Genomic DNA, 17,830 nt, shown 5'->3' with positions numbered 1-17,830 from the left:
ATATTTTTATCCGTCCTTTTTTGTTTGCAGATAAAAATATATAAATTTGAATGTACTAAAAAAGACGGAGCATTTCGTATTGAAATACTCCGTCTGATTTTATTTTATAGTTTTGCGGATCTATTATCCCATTACAACTTCAACTTCGTGAGCTGTACCCTTTTCAAATACAGGGAGGATATTGCCGTTTACCTTGACGCCGTCAACTGTAACAGACTTTATACCCTTTGAAACGTGGTCAGGGTTCTTTACTGTGATGTTGTATGTGTTGTCACGGAACTTTCTTGTGAGCTTGAAGCCGTCCCACTCAGCTGGGATAGAAGGATCTATCTTAAGGCCCTCATATGCAGGGATACAGCCGAGAATGAACTGTGAGATTGCTACAAAGTTCCATGCTGCAGTACCTGTCAGCCATGAGTTCTTTGCCTCACCGTGGCGCTTAGCGTCCTTACCTGCGATCATCTGAGCGTAAACATATGGCTCAGTTCTGTGGAGGTCTGAAATGTCCTCAAGGTATGCAGGAGCGATCTTTGAATAGTATTCAAATGCCTGATCTCCACGGCCTGCGGCAGCCTCAGCACAGATTATCCATGCGTTGTTGTGGCAGAAGATACCTGCGTTCTCCTTGTATCCGCCCGGATATGTTGAGATCTCACCGTATTCAATGTAGTACTTTGTGAATGCAGGGTTGTTAAGAACAAGACCGTACTTTGTATCAAGATACTTCTTTACGCTGTCAAGTGTAAGGATATCCTTGCCTGACTCCTTGCCAAGACCAGCCATAACAGCAAAGCCCTGTGGTTCAATGAAGATCTTGCCCTCTTCACACTCGTGTGAGCCGACCTTCTTGCCGAAGTCATCGTACGCTCTGAGGAACCATTCGCCGTCCCAGCCGTACTTCATTGTGTTCTCGTTCATTGTCTTTACAGCTTCTTCAGCCTTTGCAGCCTCTTCATCAAGTCCCTTGTACTTGCAGAGTGCAACGTACTCAGGTCCGATGTAAGCCATCATAGCTGCTACCATTACAGACTCAGCAACACGGCTGAACTTGTCCTCGCCGTACTTAGGTGAAGTATATGTCTGGAAGCTTTCACCAGGAGTGTCAGAGTGGCAGCTGAGGTTAAGACAGTCGTTCCAGTCTGCTCTCATTGCAAGCGGAAGTCCGTGAGGACCAACAAGCTCTGCAACGTGCCAGAATGACTGCTTAAGGTGATGCATCATTGACTGAGCCTTGCTCTCATCATTATCGTAAGGAACGTTCTCGTCAAGGATAGAGTAGTCGCCTGTTTCCTTGATGTACTGTGCTGTTGAAAGGATCATCCACAGTGGATCGTCTGAGAAATCTCCGCCGATCTCGTCGTTGCCCTTCTTTGTAAGAGGCTGATACTGGTGATAGCATCCGCCGTCCTCAAGCTGAGTAGCAGCAAGGTCGAGTATTCTTTCTCTTGCTCTTTCAGGGATCTGGTGAACAAATCCGAGAAGATCCTGGTTAGAATCTCTGAATCCCATTCCTCTGCCGATGCCGCTCTCGAAGTATGAAGCCGATCTTGACATATTGAATGTTACCATACACTGATACTGGTTCCAGATGTTTACCATTCTGTTGAGCTTGTCGTCAGCAGTTTCAACGTGGTACTGTGAAAGCAGAGCGTTCCATGTTTCCTTAAGTTCAGCAAGAGCCTTGTCAGCCTTTTCAGCTGTGTTCATAGCCTCGATCATCTCGTAAGCCTTTGACTTGTTCATTGAACCGTCAGCGTTCCACTTATCCTTGCCGTTCTCAACATAGCCGAGAACGAATACGAAAGTCTTTTCCTCGCCTGCGTCAAGTGTGATGTCGATGCAGTGTGAAGCGATCGGTGACCAGCCGTCTGCAACAGAGTTTGAAGGCTGACCTGCAACAACTGTCTGAGGATTTTCAAAGCCGTTGTAAAGACCCATGAATGACTCTCTGTCGGTATCGTATCCGCAGATGTCAGCGTTTACTGTATAGAATGCAAAGTGATCTCTTCTCTCCTTGTATTCTGTCTTGTGGTAGATAGTAGAACCCTCGATCTCAACTTCTCCTGTGTTGAAGTTTCTCTGGAAGTTTGTTGAGTCGTCCTGAGCGTTCCAAAGACACCATTCGATGAAAGAGAAAAGCTTGAAGCTCTTTTTCTTATCGGAAGTGTTCTTTATTACCATCTTCTGAACTTCGCCGTTGTAGTTCTGAGGAACGAAGAAAGTTACCTCAGCCTCGATGCCGTTTCTCTCGCCCTTGATGATGGTGTAACCCATACCGTGACGGCATGAATAGTTGTCAAGATCCTTCTTTACAGGGCTCCAGCCGGGTGACCAGATATCGCCGTTATCGTTTATGTAGAAGTATCTTCCGCCCATATCAACAGGAACGTTATTGTAGCGGTAACGAGTGATCCTTCTCAGTCTTGCGTCCTTGTAGAAGTGATATCCTCCTGCTGTGTTGGAGATGAGTGAGAAGAACTCCTGTGTTCCGAGGTAGTTTATCCACGGATATGGAGTTTTTGGGTTTGTGATGACGTATTCCTTGTTTACGTCGTCAAAAAATCCGAATTTCATCAATTTTTCCACCTTTCAAAAAAGTTTTTGTTTTCTTTGTTTTCGTTATTTATTAGTTTTATTAAGACGTGAGAGCGTATGCTCCGCCGTCAATAAAAATCATTGAACTTTGCAGGCTATTCAGTAAAAAATCTCTGCCAGCATTTAAAGCTTTCGTCTTTTCCAAGCTCAGTATATCCCGAAACTTCACGGGGAAGACTGAGGTTAGGAGAATTTATCATAGCTGTCATAGGCTCAGGGCAGAAATAACCCTTGTCGCCGTCATGGTTCCACATATTCCAGAACTTGTATTCCTTTGACACCTCATTGCAGAGCGTATGACCGTTCGCTGTATCGGTTATAACTGTGCCGTAGAAATCCTTTCCCTTATATGTGTTCATTTCAGCTTTGTACATATCGTTCTCTATGACCTGACCTGTTGGGACTTTAGTTCCGTTTTTATATTCCATATCCCAGTCGGTAAGGGGGAGGAATTTTTCATCAGGCAGGAACCTGTCGGTAAGTCCGCACTTTTCGCCTATCGGAACTGATAATCTCATAGTGCTTTCCTGTCCGCCGTCGCACATAGGCGCATTAAGGCAGGTGTGGGTGCATATTGAAACAGGCAGAGCCTTGTCCGAATTGTTTGTGAGCGTGACTTCGTGAATAAGACCCTCCTCATCGGAAAGAGTGAACCTGTATGATATCTTGAAATCTATCGGGAAACAACCGTACATTTCATCATTTTTGTCAAATGTAAACGATGTCACCAAAACGCATTTTTTATCATCTGCCGAACTGCTTTCAACATCGTGTGATCTCAGATGCACCCAGCCGTGAAGATGATTGTCGAACTTTGTTTCATTCACAGGAAGATGATAAACAGCGTCCGAAGTCTTTATTATTCCCCTGTCGAAACGGTTGGGGAGATAAAGAGTAGGAAGTCCCCAGATCTCACGCTGAGCGTCGATCTGCTGAGCTGTGCAGTCTTCTCTGTAACGGAAAACCTCGATGCCGTTTTTATCGTCATGAAGCCGGAGAACTGCCGCACCCATTGACGGAGCGATAACAGCCGTATACTTCTCAGTCTGCATTTTAACGCAGTTTACCCCTTTGAAGCTGTAATTCAAGTCAATTTTATTCACAAGAAAAACCCCTTATATAAATAATGTACATACAAATAATCTTAAACGTTTAAATACAGATTTATTATAACATAATTAATAAATTTTGTCTAGTGGTTTCCAAAGATTTTTATGCAGTTTTTTTCTGTTTTAAACAATCAGGCAATGTTTTTCGGCAGAAAATTTAAAATAATTTAAAATACAAAAATCAGCGTATAATTTTGTTTGAGCTGTCAATAATATGAGCAGAAACGGAGAACACAGATATCTCCGCAGAAAGGAAGGATAACAGTGCTGGATAAAATAGCGCTTACTCTGCTGATAATCGGCGGAATAAACTGGGGACTCGTGGGAATTTTCAGCTTTGATCTTGTGGCATTTATTTTCGGAGGTCAGACAGCTGTGCTTTCAAGGATCGTATACATTCTGGTGGCAGTATCTGCGATCTGGTGCATTTCCCTTTTCTTCAAGGACAGCGATATGCTGGAAAGCAAGGTCTGAGGATCGGAAAACGTCCCTCTGAACAGCGTGGGAAACGTCCCACCCGATAGGTGGGACGTGAAAGGTGAGTCCGTGTTCGGCTTATGAAAAAATTCATAGGGTTTGCACCGTAAGCAGGACAAAAAGCGAACGAGTTCGCTTTTGAACAAATTCGTTTGCAAAACGGTTTGCAGGCATCAGTTAATGCCGCAAAACTGCGCAGCTGCGGACTCTCCTTTTGCGTTCCACATATAAATAAGAACAGGGCAGGCATATGAAAACTTTGATACCGCTTGTCCTGCTTTTAAAATTTGAACCAAAAAGACATAAAAGGTTAAATGAATTTATAAATTTAGCTATAATTTAGTTTGAATGCGTAAATGTTGATTTATGTGGTAAAATTCCGCATTGGTTTTTGTGCAGTCTGCTGAAATTTTTGCCAGTGGGGTATTTATTTGCAACTTTTTCTTGACTTGCGGAGCAAAAAAGGTTATAATTTAATTGATGTTAAGGATATTGAACAATATTTGTTTGATTTAACATCCGTTTTGTTGTCTCCTTTCTTTTGTTCTACACATAGTTTTTTTATTTTATTTTCCGCAGAGCACCGTTTGCTCTGCATTTTTTTTGCCCATTTTAAAGTCGTTAATAGCAAATATTAAAATATAAACATAGTTATAAAATTTTCGTCATATATGTAACCTTTTTCGCTGCGGTGTGTATATACAAGTGAAAGCCAAAAGACAGGAGGTTCACGGCTTGAATGACAAACGTTTGATTATAAAGCTGAAAAAAAGATCAGCCGCCGCATTGGATCAGCTTATTGCTGAATACTCTTCATATGTGTACACCATAGTGAGAAATATCCTTGGGAGCGGTTTTACAAAAGAGGACGCAGAAGAGGTCACCTCGGACGTTTTCTTCCGCATATGGCAGACAGCGGAAAACCTTGACGAAAAGCGTAAGCTTTCCCCGTACCTCGCCGCCTGTGCAAGAAATTGTGCATTGAACAAGCTGCGTACTGTGAGGTGCGAGCTTCATTCAGATGAGCTTATGGCTGATCTGGTGTCGGATATAAGCGTGGAGAATGATATAGAGGTCACTCAGCAGCTTGCACTTGTGACTGATCGTCTTGACGAGCTTTCAGAACAGGACAAAGAGATTTTCGTAAGATTTTATTATTACGGTGAAAAGCTTGCGGCAGTGAGCGCACATCTCGGCATATCAGAGAGTGCCTGCAAAACAAGACTTTCCCGTGTACGGAAAAAGCTCAGAGAATATCTGACAGAAAGGGGATACAGCGCATATGAGAAAAAGTAATGACTGGGCAAAGGATATAATGCCGATAGACTTACAGACTTGTGACTCCGAACGCATTTGCGTCACTGTCAGAGATAGGATAAACGCAGAGAAAGGCAGTGTCATAACTATGAAAAAGAACAGAAGAATAAAGCCGCTCATTATTGCCGCAGCTATCGCAGCAGCCACAACAGTTTCAATGATAACGGTAAATGCAGCAACAGACGGACAGCTTGTTGAAAAGATAAGACTTTTCATAAACGGCGAGGAGCTGGATATCGACAGTTCGAACCTCAAAACGGGTGTTGACGAGAACGGCGATCAGTATTATGAATTGCAAGTTGAGGAAGGCGACAGCGAAGTTTCTATCGAGTTGGAAGAAGATGTTGATGCCGCAGCGGAAAATGAGGTCGCTGAGGACAGCTCTTCTGAGGTGAATTAAACGGATATAGGCTAGTTAATAAAAAATTTACAATATTAAGTGCGCAAGCCCTTGACAAATCGTCGGGGGCTTGCTATAATATATAAGCATTCGTATCTAAAGACAGTTGGCAAACAAGTAAGTCCAGCCGAGGAAGGAATAGCAAAGTTAATATCGACTTTGTATCTCTTTTGTCAGACCATGTCTTGAACGAAAGGGATTTTTCTTTTAGTATACGCTTTGTAAATTAATACAAAGAGGTGAAATTAGAAATGCCAAGTGAAAAGGTTTTACTTGCTAAGCAGGAAAGAGTTGCAGAGCTTACAGATCTCATCAAGAATTCCGCTGCGGGCGTACTCGTAAGCTACGAGGGTATCACCGTTGAGGACGATACAAAGCTCAGAAAGGAAATGAGAGAGGCTGGAGTTAAGTACTTCGTAGAGAAGAACACACTCCTCAGATTTGCATTCAAGAACGCAGGTCTTGACGATATCACAAACGTACTTGAGGGTACAACTGCTATCGCTATCTCAGACGACGATCAGACAGCACCTGCAAGAATTCTCGGTAAGTTTGCTGAGAACACAGAGAACAAGAAGTTCGCTCTTAAGGCTGGTTACATCGGCGAAGAGATCTATGACGCAGCAGGCGTTAACGCTCTTTCAAAGATCCCATCAAGAGATGTACTTCTCGCAATGCTGGTTGGTTCACTCCAGGGTCCTATGCAGAAGCTTGCTGCTACACTGCAGGCTGTTGTGGACAAGAACAACGACGCAGCTTAATAGCTGCCTGAATTGTTCGGCATAAGACGGCTCAATGCCGCAAAATCAAATTAAATTTAAAAGGAGAATAATTATCATGGCTTCAGAAAAGATTATGAAATTTGTAGAAGATATCAAGACTCTCTCAGTTCTCGAGCTTTCAGAACTCGTAGAGGCAATTCAGGAAGAATTCGGTGTAACAGCTGCTGTTGCTGCTGCTCCTGCTGCTGGTGCAGCTGGCGCTGCTGAGGCAGAGAAGACAGAGTTCGACGTAATCCTCGCTTCATTCGGCGATGCTAAGATGGGCGTTATCAAGGCTGTTAAGGAGATCACAGGTCTTGGACTTAAGGAAGCTAAGGCTCTCGTTGAGGAAGCTCCTAAGGCTATCAAGGAAGCTGCTCCTAAGGCAGAGGCTGAAGAGATCAAGGCTAAGCTCGAGGCTGCTGGCGCAACTGTTGAACTCAAGTAATTTATTTACTGGATTTAATAAGTTTACATCAGACCGCTTGTCATATGACAGGCGGTCTTTTTGTGTATACAGTTATGCTAACTGCAAATAAAAAACTCTCCCTGCTGAGGAAGAGTTTTTCATTATGTTTTTATCGTCCGAATAAGCTCTTTTTCTTTTCGGTCTTTGCTGTCTTTTTGCCGCCGATAGAGATAGTAAAGATCTTGTCGCTCATAAATATTCTCAGAGCGAAAGTCATACATACGGCAAGGAAGATGACCTGATAGATCACTCCGCCCCAGTAAAGTGTGGTGTTGCGGAACATAGCGTTTTCAGATGCCATAAAGGTGTGTGTAAATGGTATAGCGTAAACAATGTATCTCAGTACAGGTGACATTGTTTTAAGGTCAAGCATCATTGAAAGCAGATAAGGTATCATAGCGGAAAGTGTTATGGGCATAATAAGCGTTTGTGCGGATTTTGCGTCCTTTGCAAGTGCGCCGAGTATAAGTGATATAGACAGGGCGATAAGGATAGAAAGGAACATCTGTATGCCTACCAACGCATACTGTCCTGCGCTCATTGTAAGTCCGAGATTGCTCAGGGCAGCCTGATAAGAGTCTGCGTTTTCTGCGCCCTCAGTAAGTCCTGACATCATCTCCTGCATACCGAACATATAAACTGCTGCCTGCAAGGCTGCAACAACACCTGCCGCAAGCATTTTTGCGGATATTACCGAAAGCCTTGAAACAGGTGCGGAAAGCAGGGTTTCAAGAGTTTTGTCTACTTTCTCTGTGGCGATGGCATTGAGTATCATCTGTGAAGAGAACATTATCAGTACGAACATTATGATAGGTACGATCATTGTCTGCGCAGAGCAGAGGGAAAGAACAATGCTGCTTGCTATATCCTCTGTCTTGTTGGCAACAACTGTTGACTCTTTAAGCGTGATAGGATTTTCAAGAAGAGCAACTTCTTCTGTGGTCATTGTTCCTGCCATTACCTTGTCGGCATAGATAGTTGACTTTACAGCCGAGGAAAGGAAATATACAGCGTTGTCAGAACCCGTGCTTATGTTTGACATACTTGCAAGAGAGGTCATTTTCTGAACGAACTCTACGTCAGCAGTCTTTCCTTCCTCTACCTGCTGAGTAAATCCCTTCGGGATAATTACAGCGCTTTTTATATCAAGACGTTTCAGCTCAGCCGCATAATCGTCCGACTCAAATTCGACCTTTATGACCTTGCCGTCATATTCCTCTGCGGAAAGTGTATCCTCAAGGGATTTCAGCACAGCCTGCGTGAAGTCCGTGTTGTCGGCGTCATAAATGGTTATATCCATCATTCCTGCCGTACCCTCGCTTACAGCCTCGTTCATTGCACGTCCCGCAAAAACAAGGGCAACTACGGAAACTATCATAACAAGTATGGTCTGGGCGCTGAGCATTTCTTTAAGCTCTTTTCTGAAAAGATTAAAGAATTTCATTATCCGTCACCACCCTTTCAAATACTTCTTCAAGATTTTTCGTGCCGTATTTTTCAAGAAGTTCTGACGGCTTGCCTGTTTCAAGAAGATGTCCCTTTGCGATTATCCCAACTCTGTCGGAAACATATTCTATCTCCAGCATATTGTGCGATGACAGCAGAAAGCTCATTCCCTCTGACGCAAGCTTTTTTATCATACGTCTTATTTCAAGAGCGTTTATGATATCAAGTCCCGACGTAGGCTCGTCAAGTATGGCAAGGGCAGGTTTCGACATTATCGCTCTTGCAAGCAGAAGCTTTCTCTGCATACCTCTTGAATATGTTGCTATCTTGTCATTCAGCCTTTCGCCAAGCTCGCATATCTCGCAGCCACGCTGAACATATTCATCGACCTCAGCCTTTGTGTCGGCATAAAGTTCAGCCATAAATTTAAGGTATGCCTTTCCCGTCATATTCTTGTATGCGCCAGCCTCGTCAGGGAGATATGTAATGTTCTTTCTCACCTTTTCAGGCTCCGTAAGTATGCTGTGTCCCGCCACAACTGCATCACCCTCTGTTGCCTGCAAAAGCGTAGAGATCATTCTTATAGTTGTGGTCTTTCCTGCACCGTTAGGTCCTATGAGAGCAAAGATCTCGCCCTTGTTCACATCGAAAGTAACTTTTTCAGACGCATAAACGCCTTTTTTGTACTGCTTTGAAAGTCCCTTGACTTCAAGAACTTTCTCAGCCGAGTTGTTGTCCATAGCGGATACCCCTTTCGTTTTTTCTGTTTATTCAGTATAGCACATAAAATACATAATGTCAATAAAATTTACGTTGTTGAAAAGGTAAATAAAATTTTATCTGATATATTTCGCCAAAGCTTGACAAATAGTGTGAAATGTGATATAATATTTAATTATCAAAAAGGTTACCTTGCAGAGAGATCTGCAAGGTAATTTTACTGTAAGGGCATTTTGTGAAAATGTATGATTTTCTTTGAAAATAGAGGACAAAATATATTCAGATTTTTTGTTGTTTATAGTTTTTGCAAAATATATTAAGCAAATCGTTACAGGCCGCAGAAGGCTGCTGTCTGCTTTCAGTTATAAAATGGAGGAATATGTATGGTAAGAGAAGATTTGAGAAACGTTGCGATCATCGCCCACGTTGACCACGGTAAGACTACTCTGGTAGACCAGATGCTTAAGCAGAGCGGCACATTCAGAGAAAATCAGGTCGTTGATGAAAGAGTAATGGACTCCAACGATATCGAGCGTGAGCGTGGAATCACTATCCTTGCAAAGAACACTTCTATCAAGTATAAAGACGTTAAGATAAACGTTATCGACACCCCGGGTCACGCAGACTTCGGCGGCGAGGTAGAGCGTGTACTTAAAATGGTAAACGGCGTTCTCCTGCTTGTTGACGCAGCGGAAGGTCCTATGCCGCAGACAAGATTCGTTCTCCAGAAAGCCCTTGAGCTTGGTCATAAGATAATCATTGTTATAAACAAGATCGACAGACCTGACGCAAGACTCAACGAGGTCGGCGACGAAGTTCTCGAACTCCTTATGGACCTTGACGCTACTGACGAGCAGCTCGACAGCCCTATCCTTTACTGCTCAGGCAGAGATGGTACAGCTTCCCTTTCACCAAATGCAGAGGGCGAGAATATGATACCGCTCTTTGATGAGATACTCAGATATATCCCTGCTCCTGAAGTAGATGACGAAAGCTCTATGCAGTATCTTGTATCTGCTATCGACTATAACGAGTATGTGGGTAGAATAGCTATCGGACGTATCGAGAGAGGCGTTATGAAGGTAAATCAGGACGTTTCTATTGGCGATTACCATAATACAAAGAAAGAATACAGAGGAAAGATCGTTACAATGTATCAGATCGAGGGACTTAACAGAGTTCCTTGCGACAGCGCAAAGGCTGGCGATATCGTGTGCATAAGCGGTATAGAGAACATCACTATCGGTGATACTATCTGCGAGTTCGGCAAGTTCGAGCCTGTACCATTTGTAAAGATATCCGAGCCTACCGTTGAAATGACTTTCTCTGTAAATAACTCACCTTTCGCAGGCAGAGAGGGCAAGTTCGTTACCACAAGACATATCAGGGACAGACTATTCAAGGAACTTCTTAAGGACGTTTCACTGAGAGTATCCGAAACCGACAACACAGATTCATTCAGAGTTGCAGGAAGAGGAGAGATGCACCTTTCTATCCTTATCGAGAATATGAGAAGAGAGGGCTATGAGCTGGGCGTTTCAACTCCTAGAGTTCTTTTCAAGGAGATAGAGGGCAAGCTCAACGAACCTATCGAAAGACTTGTTATCGACGTTCCTGAGAACTGCGTAGGTTCAGTTATGGAGAAGCTTGGCGCAAGAAAGGGCGAACTTCAGCAGATGACACCTGTTGGAAACAGAATGCGTCTTGAATTCCTTATCCCTGCAAGAGGACTTTTCGGATACAAGTCCGAGTTCCTTACAGATACAAAGGGCGAGGGAATAATGAACTCTGTATTTTACAGATATGAGCCATTCAAGGGCGATATCCCTAAGAGAGCCAGCGGTTCTCTTGTAGCCTTTGAAACAGGCGAGGCTGTAACATACGGTCTTTACAACGCTCAGGAGAGAGGCGAACTGTTCATCACAGCAGGCACACCTGTTTATGAGGGAATGGTAGTCGGCGCATCACCTAAGCAGGAGGACCTTGTAGTTAATGTCTGCAAGAAAAAGCACCTTACAAATACAAGAGCCAGCGGTTCAGATGACGCACTCCGTCTTATCCCGCCGAGAACAATGTCACTTGAAGACGCTCTTGAATTCCTTGCTGATGATGAGCTTCTTGAAGTAACACCAAAGAATATCCGTATCAGAAAGAGAGTTCTCAGCAATACACAGAGAGCAAAAGACAGAGCAAAGATGTAATTATCCTTTGAACTAATGTCTAAGATATAAAGCATAAATAACAATATCCCGAAAGTCTGAAATAACGGCTTTCGGGATATTTTATGTTTGTGAACGTATCTTATTCAAATGCCTTGTAAAGCTTTCTTATCTTGTCGGCAATAACGATAGGCGGATAACCTCCGCTTATCTGATGATGAGAGTTTTTCATATACAGAGGACGTCTTGTGTCAAAACGCTCTTTAAGCTGTTCCTTTGTGGAGTTGAATGCTATGGGGCGGTGCGGGTCGTCCTTTATTCTGTTGTAACAGGTATCGAAATATGTGTCTATAAATACGACCATACCTGCATTCTTTGCGGTTTCGCCGTTTTCATCTGTGAGAAGTGTTCCGCCGCCTGTTGCGACAACGCCGCCTATGTCGGCAAATTCTTTGAGTGCAGCCGTTTCAGCCGCTCTGAAATAAGCCTCCCCATGCTTTTCAAATATTTCGGGGATAGTCATTTTTTCTTTTTCCTCTATGTATTTGTCGAGATCTATGCATTCGCAGCCGAGCTTTTTGGCAAGGATCTTTCCGACGGTAGTCTTGCCGCAGCCCATAAATCCGCAGAGAAATATCGGTTTCATTTTATTTTCCTCCTAAATCTTTTATATCAAATGTATGCTCAGATCTTACTGTGATAAGCTTTCCGTCTGACGGGCGTGGAAAACTTACCTGACAGCAGCAAAGCATATGCTCTTTGACTTCAGAACAGTCGCCGCCGTACATATCGTCGCCGATAAGGGGATATCCGATATGCGCCATATGCACCCTTATCTGATGAGTGCGCCCCGTTTCAAGGATAAATTCGCACAAAGCGTAGTCCTCAGTCTTTTCAGTTATATGCCAACAGGTAGCGGAATACTGTCCGTCCTCTCTTACACAGCGCAGGATAATAGAATCTCTTTCTCTTGCTATGGGAGCGCATATCCGTCCGCCCGAAAGGTCGGGGTCGTGGGGAGTGTGGATAACACCGCTGTACAGTTTTTCAGCTTTTCGCTGTAAAATATGTGCGGCGTGTTGATTTTTTGCGCATATAACACAGCCGCTTGTGTTTCTGTCGAGCCTGTTCACAGGACGGAACGTCATATCGGGGCATTTTGCCGCATAAAAATTTGCCAGTGTATCATCACGGTGCTTTATGGACTGGTGGACAGGCATATTAGACGGCTTATCAAAAACTATAACGTCACTATCCTCATAAAGTATACCCACCGACAGCGCATCATTCCCTTTGGGCGCATTGCCTTGAATGTCCGCAAGTGAGATGATATCATTTTCAAAAACGCTGTCTATTGTCCTTATAAGCTTTCCGTTCCTTGTTATGCCGTTTTCAACACGCTTAAGCTTTGTCACAAGCCTCCGTGAAAACTTCCTGTTTTTAAGTATATCTCCCAGCTTTCCGCCGTGTTCGTCTGCGGTTATCTTAAAGCTTATCATTGATATTTTCTCCACCTTTTTATCATGCCCGGCAGCTTGTCCTGCTTGTAACTTCCGAGAAATTCGTCCATAAGCAGGGTATAGCAGACCTTGAAATAAGGGTATATGGCAAAGCAAGGGTAGACGAGCAAAAGCGTGGGGATAAATTTTATAAAGCTTGCGAGGAATTTCACATAGCGGTAATGTTTTCCGTCCATAAGCTTTACAGAAAGGTCGCAGGCATCAAAAATATTCGTTCTGGGGTTCAAAGCCATTATATACGGCGTAAGGGCAAGTGATATGTAATAATGCCCTGCAACACCTATCCACACAACGGTAAATCCCACGGACAGCATAAGCGCAAAAAGCCCTGCCGAGGTAAGCTCATTTATCTTGCAGACGTAGCTCCAGTAATATATGCCGTATATGCCCACCATTCCGGGTACGGCGGCAAAAAGCTTTATAAGGTTGTGTATGAGTGAGGAACGTACAGCGTTTTTGTACATGGTTATTGAGTGAGCGGAAATGTATTCTCTCGTTTCCGAAAGGCTTTTCCCTCTTGCAATGTCAATGAAAAGTCTGCGCACAGAGAAAAATTCGGGTATGCAGAGAACTATCTCCACAAGTGATTTGACCAGCCAGAATATCCCCGTTTTCTTGTTTGTGAATATCTGCCGCAGATCATAAAGATATCCCCAGCCCAATGCTTTGAACACTATATACGCAATGGTTTCAAACAAAGCGACAAGAGCAATGACCGCAAAAAGGAATACTATCAGCGATATGCAGTCACCGCCGTTGGAGCTTACACGCTGCCTTGCGAGAGCCTTTATCTCCTTATCAGTCATTTTCTCACTCCTTTACCCTTTTGGTTTCAAAATAAAATGTCTACTGATCTTCCTCGTCGTATGGTTCATCTATATCCATAGCGAAATATTCTTCCTCAGGCTGTCTGTCGGGGTATCTTCCGAGTATCTCGAAAGCCTCCGAACGCTGCCACATTGCAGCAGTAACGATGACTTCAAAGCCTTCGCCGAAATCACAGGCATACTCCATAGGCTTTTTCTTTGGAACGCCGAAACAGCTCAGCATATTCATTATTATTCCGCCGTGTGTGATAACAGCAGCGCTGGTCATACCCTCGTACATCATATCCGAAATAATTATCTTTATCGCCTCATAACAGCGTGTGACCACCTCACGGATAGATTCTCCCTGCGGCGGAGGGTTGTCAAGACCGCCCTTTATGAACTCCTTGTATTCATCAGTCTCCATAAGATCTTCGGCTTTCTTGTTTTCAAATGCGCCGAAATCCATTTCCCTCAGCTCGTTCATCTCGACTGTATAGCAGTTCGGGAAAAGTATGGATGCTGTCTGCTTGCATCTTTTCAGCGGAGAGGTGTAGACCTTCTGAACGTTAGGGTAGTCGAGAGTTTCAAGCTTGTTGAAAAGCTCCTTTGAACCAAGCTCGCTCAGTGGGAGATCAGTCGTTCCGATATATCTTCCGTCCTCGTTGGCTTCTGTCATTCCGTGACGGATAAATGCTATTCTGTAACCTTTCATTAAAAACGTCCTTTCTTATTGAAAAAATCTATTTACAAAATGATCGTTTTATAGTATAATGTATTTTATCGGTATTATTGTGAATTTATCTAAATATTTGATTTATAAGATATTTATGGGAGGCGATGAGCGTTGACCGAAGAAAACTGCCGTGAGTATCTTTTTGCAGTTGGTGCAAGGCTCAGGGCTGCAAGGCTGCTCAAGGGCTGCACCCAGAAAAAAGCCGCAGAAGATGTGGGTATGACCCAGTCTTTCCTGTCCGCTGTGGAGCGTGGAAAGAAGTCTGCCTGCACAGCGCAGATAATATCCCTTATCCGATATTACGGCGTATCATATGAAATGATATTCGGCAGCATTGAAGATGTGGAAGGCCCTGTCCGCAGCAGCTTCTGGTCGGAGCAGGCTGATATGCTGACTGAAATGGCGAGCGGTTCGCCTGCCGCAGCGGAGGGCGTGAACAACTGCCTTAAAATATGCGCATATATGCTGCTCAGAACGATATACAGAGAAAATCCACGCAGCAGCGAAAGGATATTTTCTGTTGGATACGAAAAAGCTATGGAAAGCTGTGCAAAGATAATAAGCTGCGCACCTGAAAATCTTTCAAGGTTCATAAGACGCAGCAGGGACACAGACCCGAAACGCTTTGAACTGCCTGTGGAGAAAGCAGCCGAACTGAGGGCATTTATAAAGGAATGTGAAGAAATGCTTTCCGCAGGCTGATATATGATCTTGATTTTATATTTTTATAATTAATATCAACTATTATAACATATAACGCTTTTTATTTCAAGTATTGCGGAGGCTGAGAGATGTCGGAAAGAGCGGATAATGCCGCAGAAAACAAAAAGGCTCATAATGATGAGAGCAGAAGGCTGAAAAGACGTGCCGCCCTATACCTTGCCGTTGGAACGGTGCTTATCATAGCGGGACTTTGCGTGATGCGGTATAAGGGCGAAGAGGATAAAATGAACAGTCCAAAGACGGCACAGCTTTATGCAATGGACGCTCCATGTACGATAAAAATGTACGGTGACGGAGATATTTCTGCGGTGAAAAACTGCATAACAAGGCTTGACGGACTTTTGAATGCATATGATGAGAACAGTGAGGTATACAAGCTGAATGAATTCTCCACAGGGGAGCTGTCGGAGGATACGAAAGCGCTTACGGAGAAATCTTTGCAGCTTTGCGAAAAGTACGGCGAAGTTGACCCGACTATGGGGAGAGTGATCGACCTGTGGGATATAAACGGTGAAGAACCGAAAGTCCCTGCGCAGGAGGATATATATTCTGCCCTTGAAACTGTTGGGACGGAAAATGTCAGGATAGACGGAAAAAGCTGTACTCTTTCAAACGGAGCAAAGCTTGATTTCGGAGCGTCGGGAAAAGGTTTTGCCCTCGATAAGGTAAAAGAGGAGCTTGAAAAGGATAAGAATGTGAGCTGTGCGGTGGTGTCTTTCGGCTCGTCTACCTTGCTGTATGGTGAAAAGCCTGACGGCAGCGATTTTAAAGTCAGCATAAAAGATCCTGAGAACAGCTCGGATATAATGCTTGATCTCATCTGTGGAGCAGGATATGTTTCCACGTCGGGAGGATATGAGCGGTACTTTGAGGCTGACGGAAAAAGGTATATACACATTCTGGACAGAGAAACGGGTTTCCCTGTTGAGTCCGACCTTACATCTGTGACGGTCATATGTGAGAGCGGTATATTATCGGATTTCCTTTCTACGAGAATTTTTATCGGCGGCACAAAGGAGATCGAACGCTGGCTCGGTGAAGATGATATAACGGTCATTGCCGCAGACAGTAAAGGCAGTGTCTACTGCTCGGAGGATATAAAAGACAGTATAGAGCTGAAAAGTTCTTTTTATACATTAAATTAATATACGGAAGCAAAAACACAATCAAAATATAAGGAGGAAAATAATGAAACTACACGGTATTTTTCTGCCCCATGAAAAGGGGACGGAAAACAGCGAAACTATTGCCGTTCCGCTGCCGTCAAAGGTGAAGATCTCCATGTCCCAGAGTATGGGCGCTCCATGCGATCCTTTGGTGAAAAAGGGCGACAGAGTGCTTGTGGGACAGAAGATAGGCGACAGCGACAAATTTATGTCTGCCCCTGTCCATTCATCTGTTTCGGGAACTGTTACAGCGGTGAGCGATATGCTGCTTGCCAACGGCAGGACCTGCAAGGCGGTGGAGATAGAAACGGACGGCGAGCAGGAGGTATCCCCTGATGTTAAGCCGCCTGTTGTAACGGACAAGGAAAGCTTATGCAAGGCTGTGAGAGAATCCGGCTGCGTAGGACTTGGCGGCGCAGGCTTCCCTACCCACATCAAGCTCAACTATAACGAGGCTAAAGGTCACGTTGACAGCCTTGTTATAAACGGTGCAGAGTGCGAGCCTTATATCACAAGCGACTACCGCACAATGATCGAGGACGCAGACGCTGTTATCGACGGCATAAGGATAGTAAAGGATACGCTGAAGATCGAAAAGTGCTATATCGGTATCGAGGATAACAAGCCAGAAGCCATAAAGATACTTCAGAAGAAAGCCGCAGAGTATAATGACATAGCGGTAGTAAAGCTTAAGTCCTCATATCCGCAGGGTGCAGAAAAGGTGCTTGCCTTCAACACCACAGGCAGGATGATCGCAGAGGGACAGCTGCCGTCGGATCAGGGAATAATCGTAATGAACGTGTCCACAGCGGCTTTTATAAGCTCATACATAAAGACCGGTATGCCGCTGGTCACAAGACGGCTCACCATAGACGGCGATATAGTTAAAACACCGTGCAACGTCAGCGCACCTATCGGAACGCCATACAGCGAGTTGCTTAAATTTGCCGAGGCGAATATGGAGTTTGCTCATAAGATAATAAGCGGCGGACCTATGATGGGTATGTGCGTGTATGATGTGGAAACTCCACTCTGCAAGACGAACAACGCTATACTTGCTTTTAAAAAATCTCTCGATGACGGCAAAAAGGGAAAGCTCAAGGTCAACGCTCAGCAGACAAACTGCATAAAGTGCGGAAGATGTATCGCAGCCTGTCCCCTTGGACTTATGCCTCAGCGTTTTGAAAAGGCATTTGACCGCAAGGATAAGGAAACTCTGCTCAGACTGAAAATAAATCTGTGTATGAACTGCGGAGCCTGCTCCTATGTGTGTCCTGCAAAGAGAGATCTTGCGGAGAAAAATCAGCTGGCAAAACAGTTTGCAATGCAGAAATAATATAATAAAAAATATAACAGCGTGAAACGAAAGTTAAAAGTAAAAAATATTCAGGAACGGAGGTCAGCCCATACGGCTCTTTCACGCTTT

At 44.0% G+C, this 17,830-nt stretch carries 17 protein-coding genes; 9 read left to right on the top strand and 8 right to left on the bottom strand.

The genetic code is table 11. From position 1 onward, the window contains the following. Nucleotides 1-123: 123 nt before the first annotated feature. Nucleotides 124-2,574, bottom strand: coding sequence for a glycosyl transferase (locus Q0E19_RS00430; RefSeq protein ID WP_294406040.1), 2,451 nt, complete (start codon nt 2,572-2,574; stop codon nt 124-126). A gap of 116 nt (nt 2,575-2,690) precedes the next feature. Then, complete coding sequence (locus Q0E19_RS00425; protein WP_294406038.1) at nt 2,691-3,698, bottom strand: aldose 1-epimerase; 1,008 nt, start codon at nt 3,696-3,698, stop codon at nt 2,691-2,693. 270 nt (nt 3,699-3,968) lie between these two features. On the opposite strand from Q0E19_RS00425, the gene Q0E19_RS00420 reads away from it, so the two are divergent. The 5 genes from Q0E19_RS00420 (at nt 3,969) to rplL (ending at nt 7,107) form a co-directional block, all read left to right on the top strand. Next, complete coding sequence (locus Q0E19_RS00420; RefSeq protein ID WP_294406036.1) at nt 3,969-4,178, top strand: DUF378 domain-containing protein; 210 nt, start codon at nt 3,969-3,971, stop codon at nt 4,176-4,178. A gap of 738 nt (nt 4,179-4,916) precedes the next feature. Continuing rightward, a complete protein-coding gene (locus Q0E19_RS00415) occupies nt 4,917-5,477 on the top strand; it encodes a sigma-70 family RNA polymerase sigma factor (protein WP_294406034.1) in 561 nt (186 codons plus the stop codon). Then, nucleotides 5,464-5,898 (top strand): hypothetical protein, encoded by a 435-nt coding sequence (locus Q0E19_RS00410; RefSeq protein ID WP_294406030.1) that lies wholly within the window; start codon nt 5,464-5,466, stop codon nt 5,896-5,898. Before Q0E19_RS00415 ends, Q0E19_RS00410 begins: the two co-directional genes overlap by 14 nt. Nucleotides 5,899-6,149: 251 nt before the next feature. Beyond that, entirely contained in the window at nt 6,150-6,659 is a 510-nt protein-coding gene (gene rplJ / locus Q0E19_RS00405) for a 50S ribosomal protein L10 (RefSeq protein ID WP_294406027.1), read from the top strand. A gap of 76 nt (nt 6,660-6,735) precedes the next feature. After that, nucleotides 6,736-7,107 (top strand): 50S ribosomal protein L7/L12, encoded by a 372-nt coding sequence (gene rplL / locus Q0E19_RS00400; protein ID WP_294406024.1) that lies wholly within the window; start codon nt 6,736-6,738, stop codon nt 7,105-7,107. Nucleotides 7,108-7,237: 130 nt separating this feature from the next. Here the strand turns inward: rplL and Q0E19_RS00395 are convergent, their stop codons facing one another. Together Q0E19_RS00395 and Q0E19_RS00390 are read right to left on the bottom strand one after the other, a co-directional pair. Further along, nucleotides 7,238-8,572 carry an ABC transporter permease gene (locus tag Q0E19_RS00395; protein WP_294406022.1) on the bottom strand — a complete coding sequence of 445 codons (1,335 nt, stop codon included), beginning with the start codon at nt 8,570-8,572 and terminating at the stop codon, nt 7,238-7,240. After that, nucleotides 8,559-9,314, bottom strand: a complete 756-nt coding sequence (locus Q0E19_RS00390) for an ABC transporter ATP-binding protein (RefSeq protein ID WP_294406020.1) — start codon at nt 9,312-9,314, stop codon at nt 8,559-8,561. Before Q0E19_RS00390 ends, Q0E19_RS00395 begins: the two co-directional genes overlap by 14 nt. Before the next feature lie 363 nt (nt 9,315-9,677). Here Q0E19_RS00390 and typA point away from each other — a divergent pair, with 363 nt between their 5' ends. Continuing rightward, nucleotides 9,678-11,495, top strand: a complete 1,818-nt coding sequence (gene typA, locus Q0E19_RS00385; RefSeq protein ID WP_294406018.1) for a translational GTPase TypA — start codon at nt 9,678-9,680, stop codon at nt 11,493-11,495. Nucleotides 11,496-11,595: 100 nt separating this feature from the next. On the opposite strand, the gene Q0E19_RS00380 is transcribed toward typA, so the two are convergent. The 4 genes from Q0E19_RS00380 to Q0E19_RS00365 are packed head-to-tail and all read right to left on the bottom strand — an operon-like array spanning nt 11,596 to nt 14,494. Further along, nucleotides 11,596-12,099, bottom strand: a complete 504-nt coding sequence (locus Q0E19_RS00380) for a shikimate kinase (protein WP_294406016.1) — start codon at nt 12,097-12,099, stop codon at nt 11,596-11,598. Nucleotide 12,100: 1 nt separating this feature from the next. Then, nucleotides 12,101-12,952 (bottom strand): RluA family pseudouridine synthase, encoded by an 852-nt coding sequence (locus Q0E19_RS00375; RefSeq protein WP_294406014.1) that lies wholly within the window; start codon nt 12,950-12,952, stop codon nt 12,101-12,103. Next, nucleotides 12,949-13,779: a hypothetical protein gene (locus Q0E19_RS00370; protein WP_294406011.1), complete on the bottom strand. Its 831-nt coding sequence runs from the start codon at nt 13,777-13,779 to the stop codon at nt 12,949-12,951. The genes Q0E19_RS00375 and Q0E19_RS00370 overlap by 4 nt, the downstream gene beginning before the upstream one ends. 40 nt (nt 13,780-13,819) lie before the next feature. After that, complete coding sequence (locus tag Q0E19_RS00365) at nt 13,820-14,494, bottom strand: histidine phosphatase family protein (RefSeq protein ID WP_294406009.1); 675 nt, start codon at nt 14,492-14,494, stop codon at nt 13,820-13,822. 132 nt (nt 14,495-14,626) lie between these two features. On the opposite strand from Q0E19_RS00365, the gene Q0E19_RS00360 reads away from it, so the two are divergent. The 3 genes from Q0E19_RS00360 (at nt 14,627) to rsxC (ending at nt 17,740) form a co-directional block, all read left to right on the top strand. Beyond that, nucleotides 14,627-15,217: a helix-turn-helix transcriptional regulator gene (locus tag Q0E19_RS00360; RefSeq protein WP_294406007.1), complete on the top strand. Its 591-nt coding sequence runs from the start codon at nt 14,627-14,629 to the stop codon at nt 15,215-15,217. A gap of 89 nt (nt 15,218-15,306) precedes the next feature. After that, nucleotides 15,307-16,383, top strand: a complete 1,077-nt coding sequence (locus Q0E19_RS00355) for an FAD:protein FMN transferase (protein ID WP_294406005.1) — start codon at nt 15,307-15,309, stop codon at nt 16,381-16,383. Nucleotides 16,384-16,426: 43 nt separating this feature from the next. Beyond that, nucleotides 16,427-17,740 (top strand): electron transport complex subunit RsxC, encoded by a 1,314-nt coding sequence (gene rsxC / locus Q0E19_RS00350; protein WP_294406003.1) that lies wholly within the window; start codon nt 16,427-16,429, stop codon nt 17,738-17,740. Nucleotides 17,741-17,830: the final 90 nt, after the last annotated feature.

It is taken from the genome of uncultured Ruminococcus sp., assembly GCF_934476685.1.
In the GTDB taxonomy this organism is placed as follows: domain Bacteria; phylum Bacillota; class Clostridia; order Oscillospirales; family Ruminococcaceae; genus Hominimerdicola.
Note: the sequence above shows the minus strand (reverse complement) of the source record. Positions and strands in the feature narration are given on the sequence as shown.

Excerpts from the sequence above, each read along its gene's own strand:
- Q0E19_RS00430 (WP_294406040.1), bottom strand. The coding sequence starts at position 2,574 with ATGAAATTCGGATTTTTTGACGACGTAAACAAGGAATACGTCATCACA.
- Q0E19_RS00380 (WP_294406016.1), bottom strand. The coding sequence starts at position 12,099 with ATGAAACCGATATTTCTCTGCGGATTTATGGGCTGCGGCAAGACTACC.
- Q0E19_RS00390 (WP_294406020.1), bottom strand. The coding sequence starts at position 9,314 with ATGGACAACAACTCGGCTGAGAAAGTTCTTGAAGTCAAGGGACTTTCA.
- Q0E19_RS00370 (WP_294406011.1), bottom strand. The coding sequence starts at position 13,779 with ATGACTGATAAGGAGATAAAGGCTCTCGCAAGGCAGCGTGTAAGCTCC.
- typA (WP_294406018.1), top strand. The coding sequence starts at position 9,678 with ATGGTAAGAGAAGATTTGAGAAACGTTGCGATCATCGCCCACGTTGAC.
- Q0E19_RS00355 (WP_294406005.1), top strand. The coding sequence starts at position 15,307 with ATGTCGGAAAGAGCGGATAATGCCGCAGAAAACAAAAAGGCTCATAAT.
- rplJ (WP_294406027.1), top strand. The coding sequence starts at position 6,150 with ATGCCAAGTGAAAAGGTTTTACTTGCTAAGCAGGAAAGAGTTGCAGAG.
- rplL (WP_294406024.1), top strand. The coding sequence starts at position 6,736 with ATGGCTTCAGAAAAGATTATGAAATTTGTAGAAGATATCAAGACTCTC.
- Q0E19_RS00410 (WP_294406030.1), top strand. The coding sequence starts at position 5,464 with ATGAGAAAAAGTAATGACTGGGCAAAGGATATAATGCCGATAGACTTA.
- Q0E19_RS00375 (WP_294406014.1), bottom strand. The coding sequence starts at position 12,952 with ATGATAAGCTTTAAGATAACCGCAGACGAACACGGCGGAAAGCTGGGA.
- Q0E19_RS00365 (WP_294406009.1), bottom strand. The coding sequence starts at position 14,494 with ATGAAAGGTTACAGAATAGCATTTATCCGTCACGGAATGACAGAAGCC.
- rsxC (WP_294406003.1), top strand. The coding sequence starts at position 16,427 with ATGAAACTACACGGTATTTTTCTGCCCCATGAAAAGGGGACGGAAAAC.
- Q0E19_RS00395 (WP_294406022.1), bottom strand. The coding sequence starts at position 8,572 with ATGAAATTCTTTAATCTTTTCAGAAAAGAGCTTAAAGAAATGCTCAGC.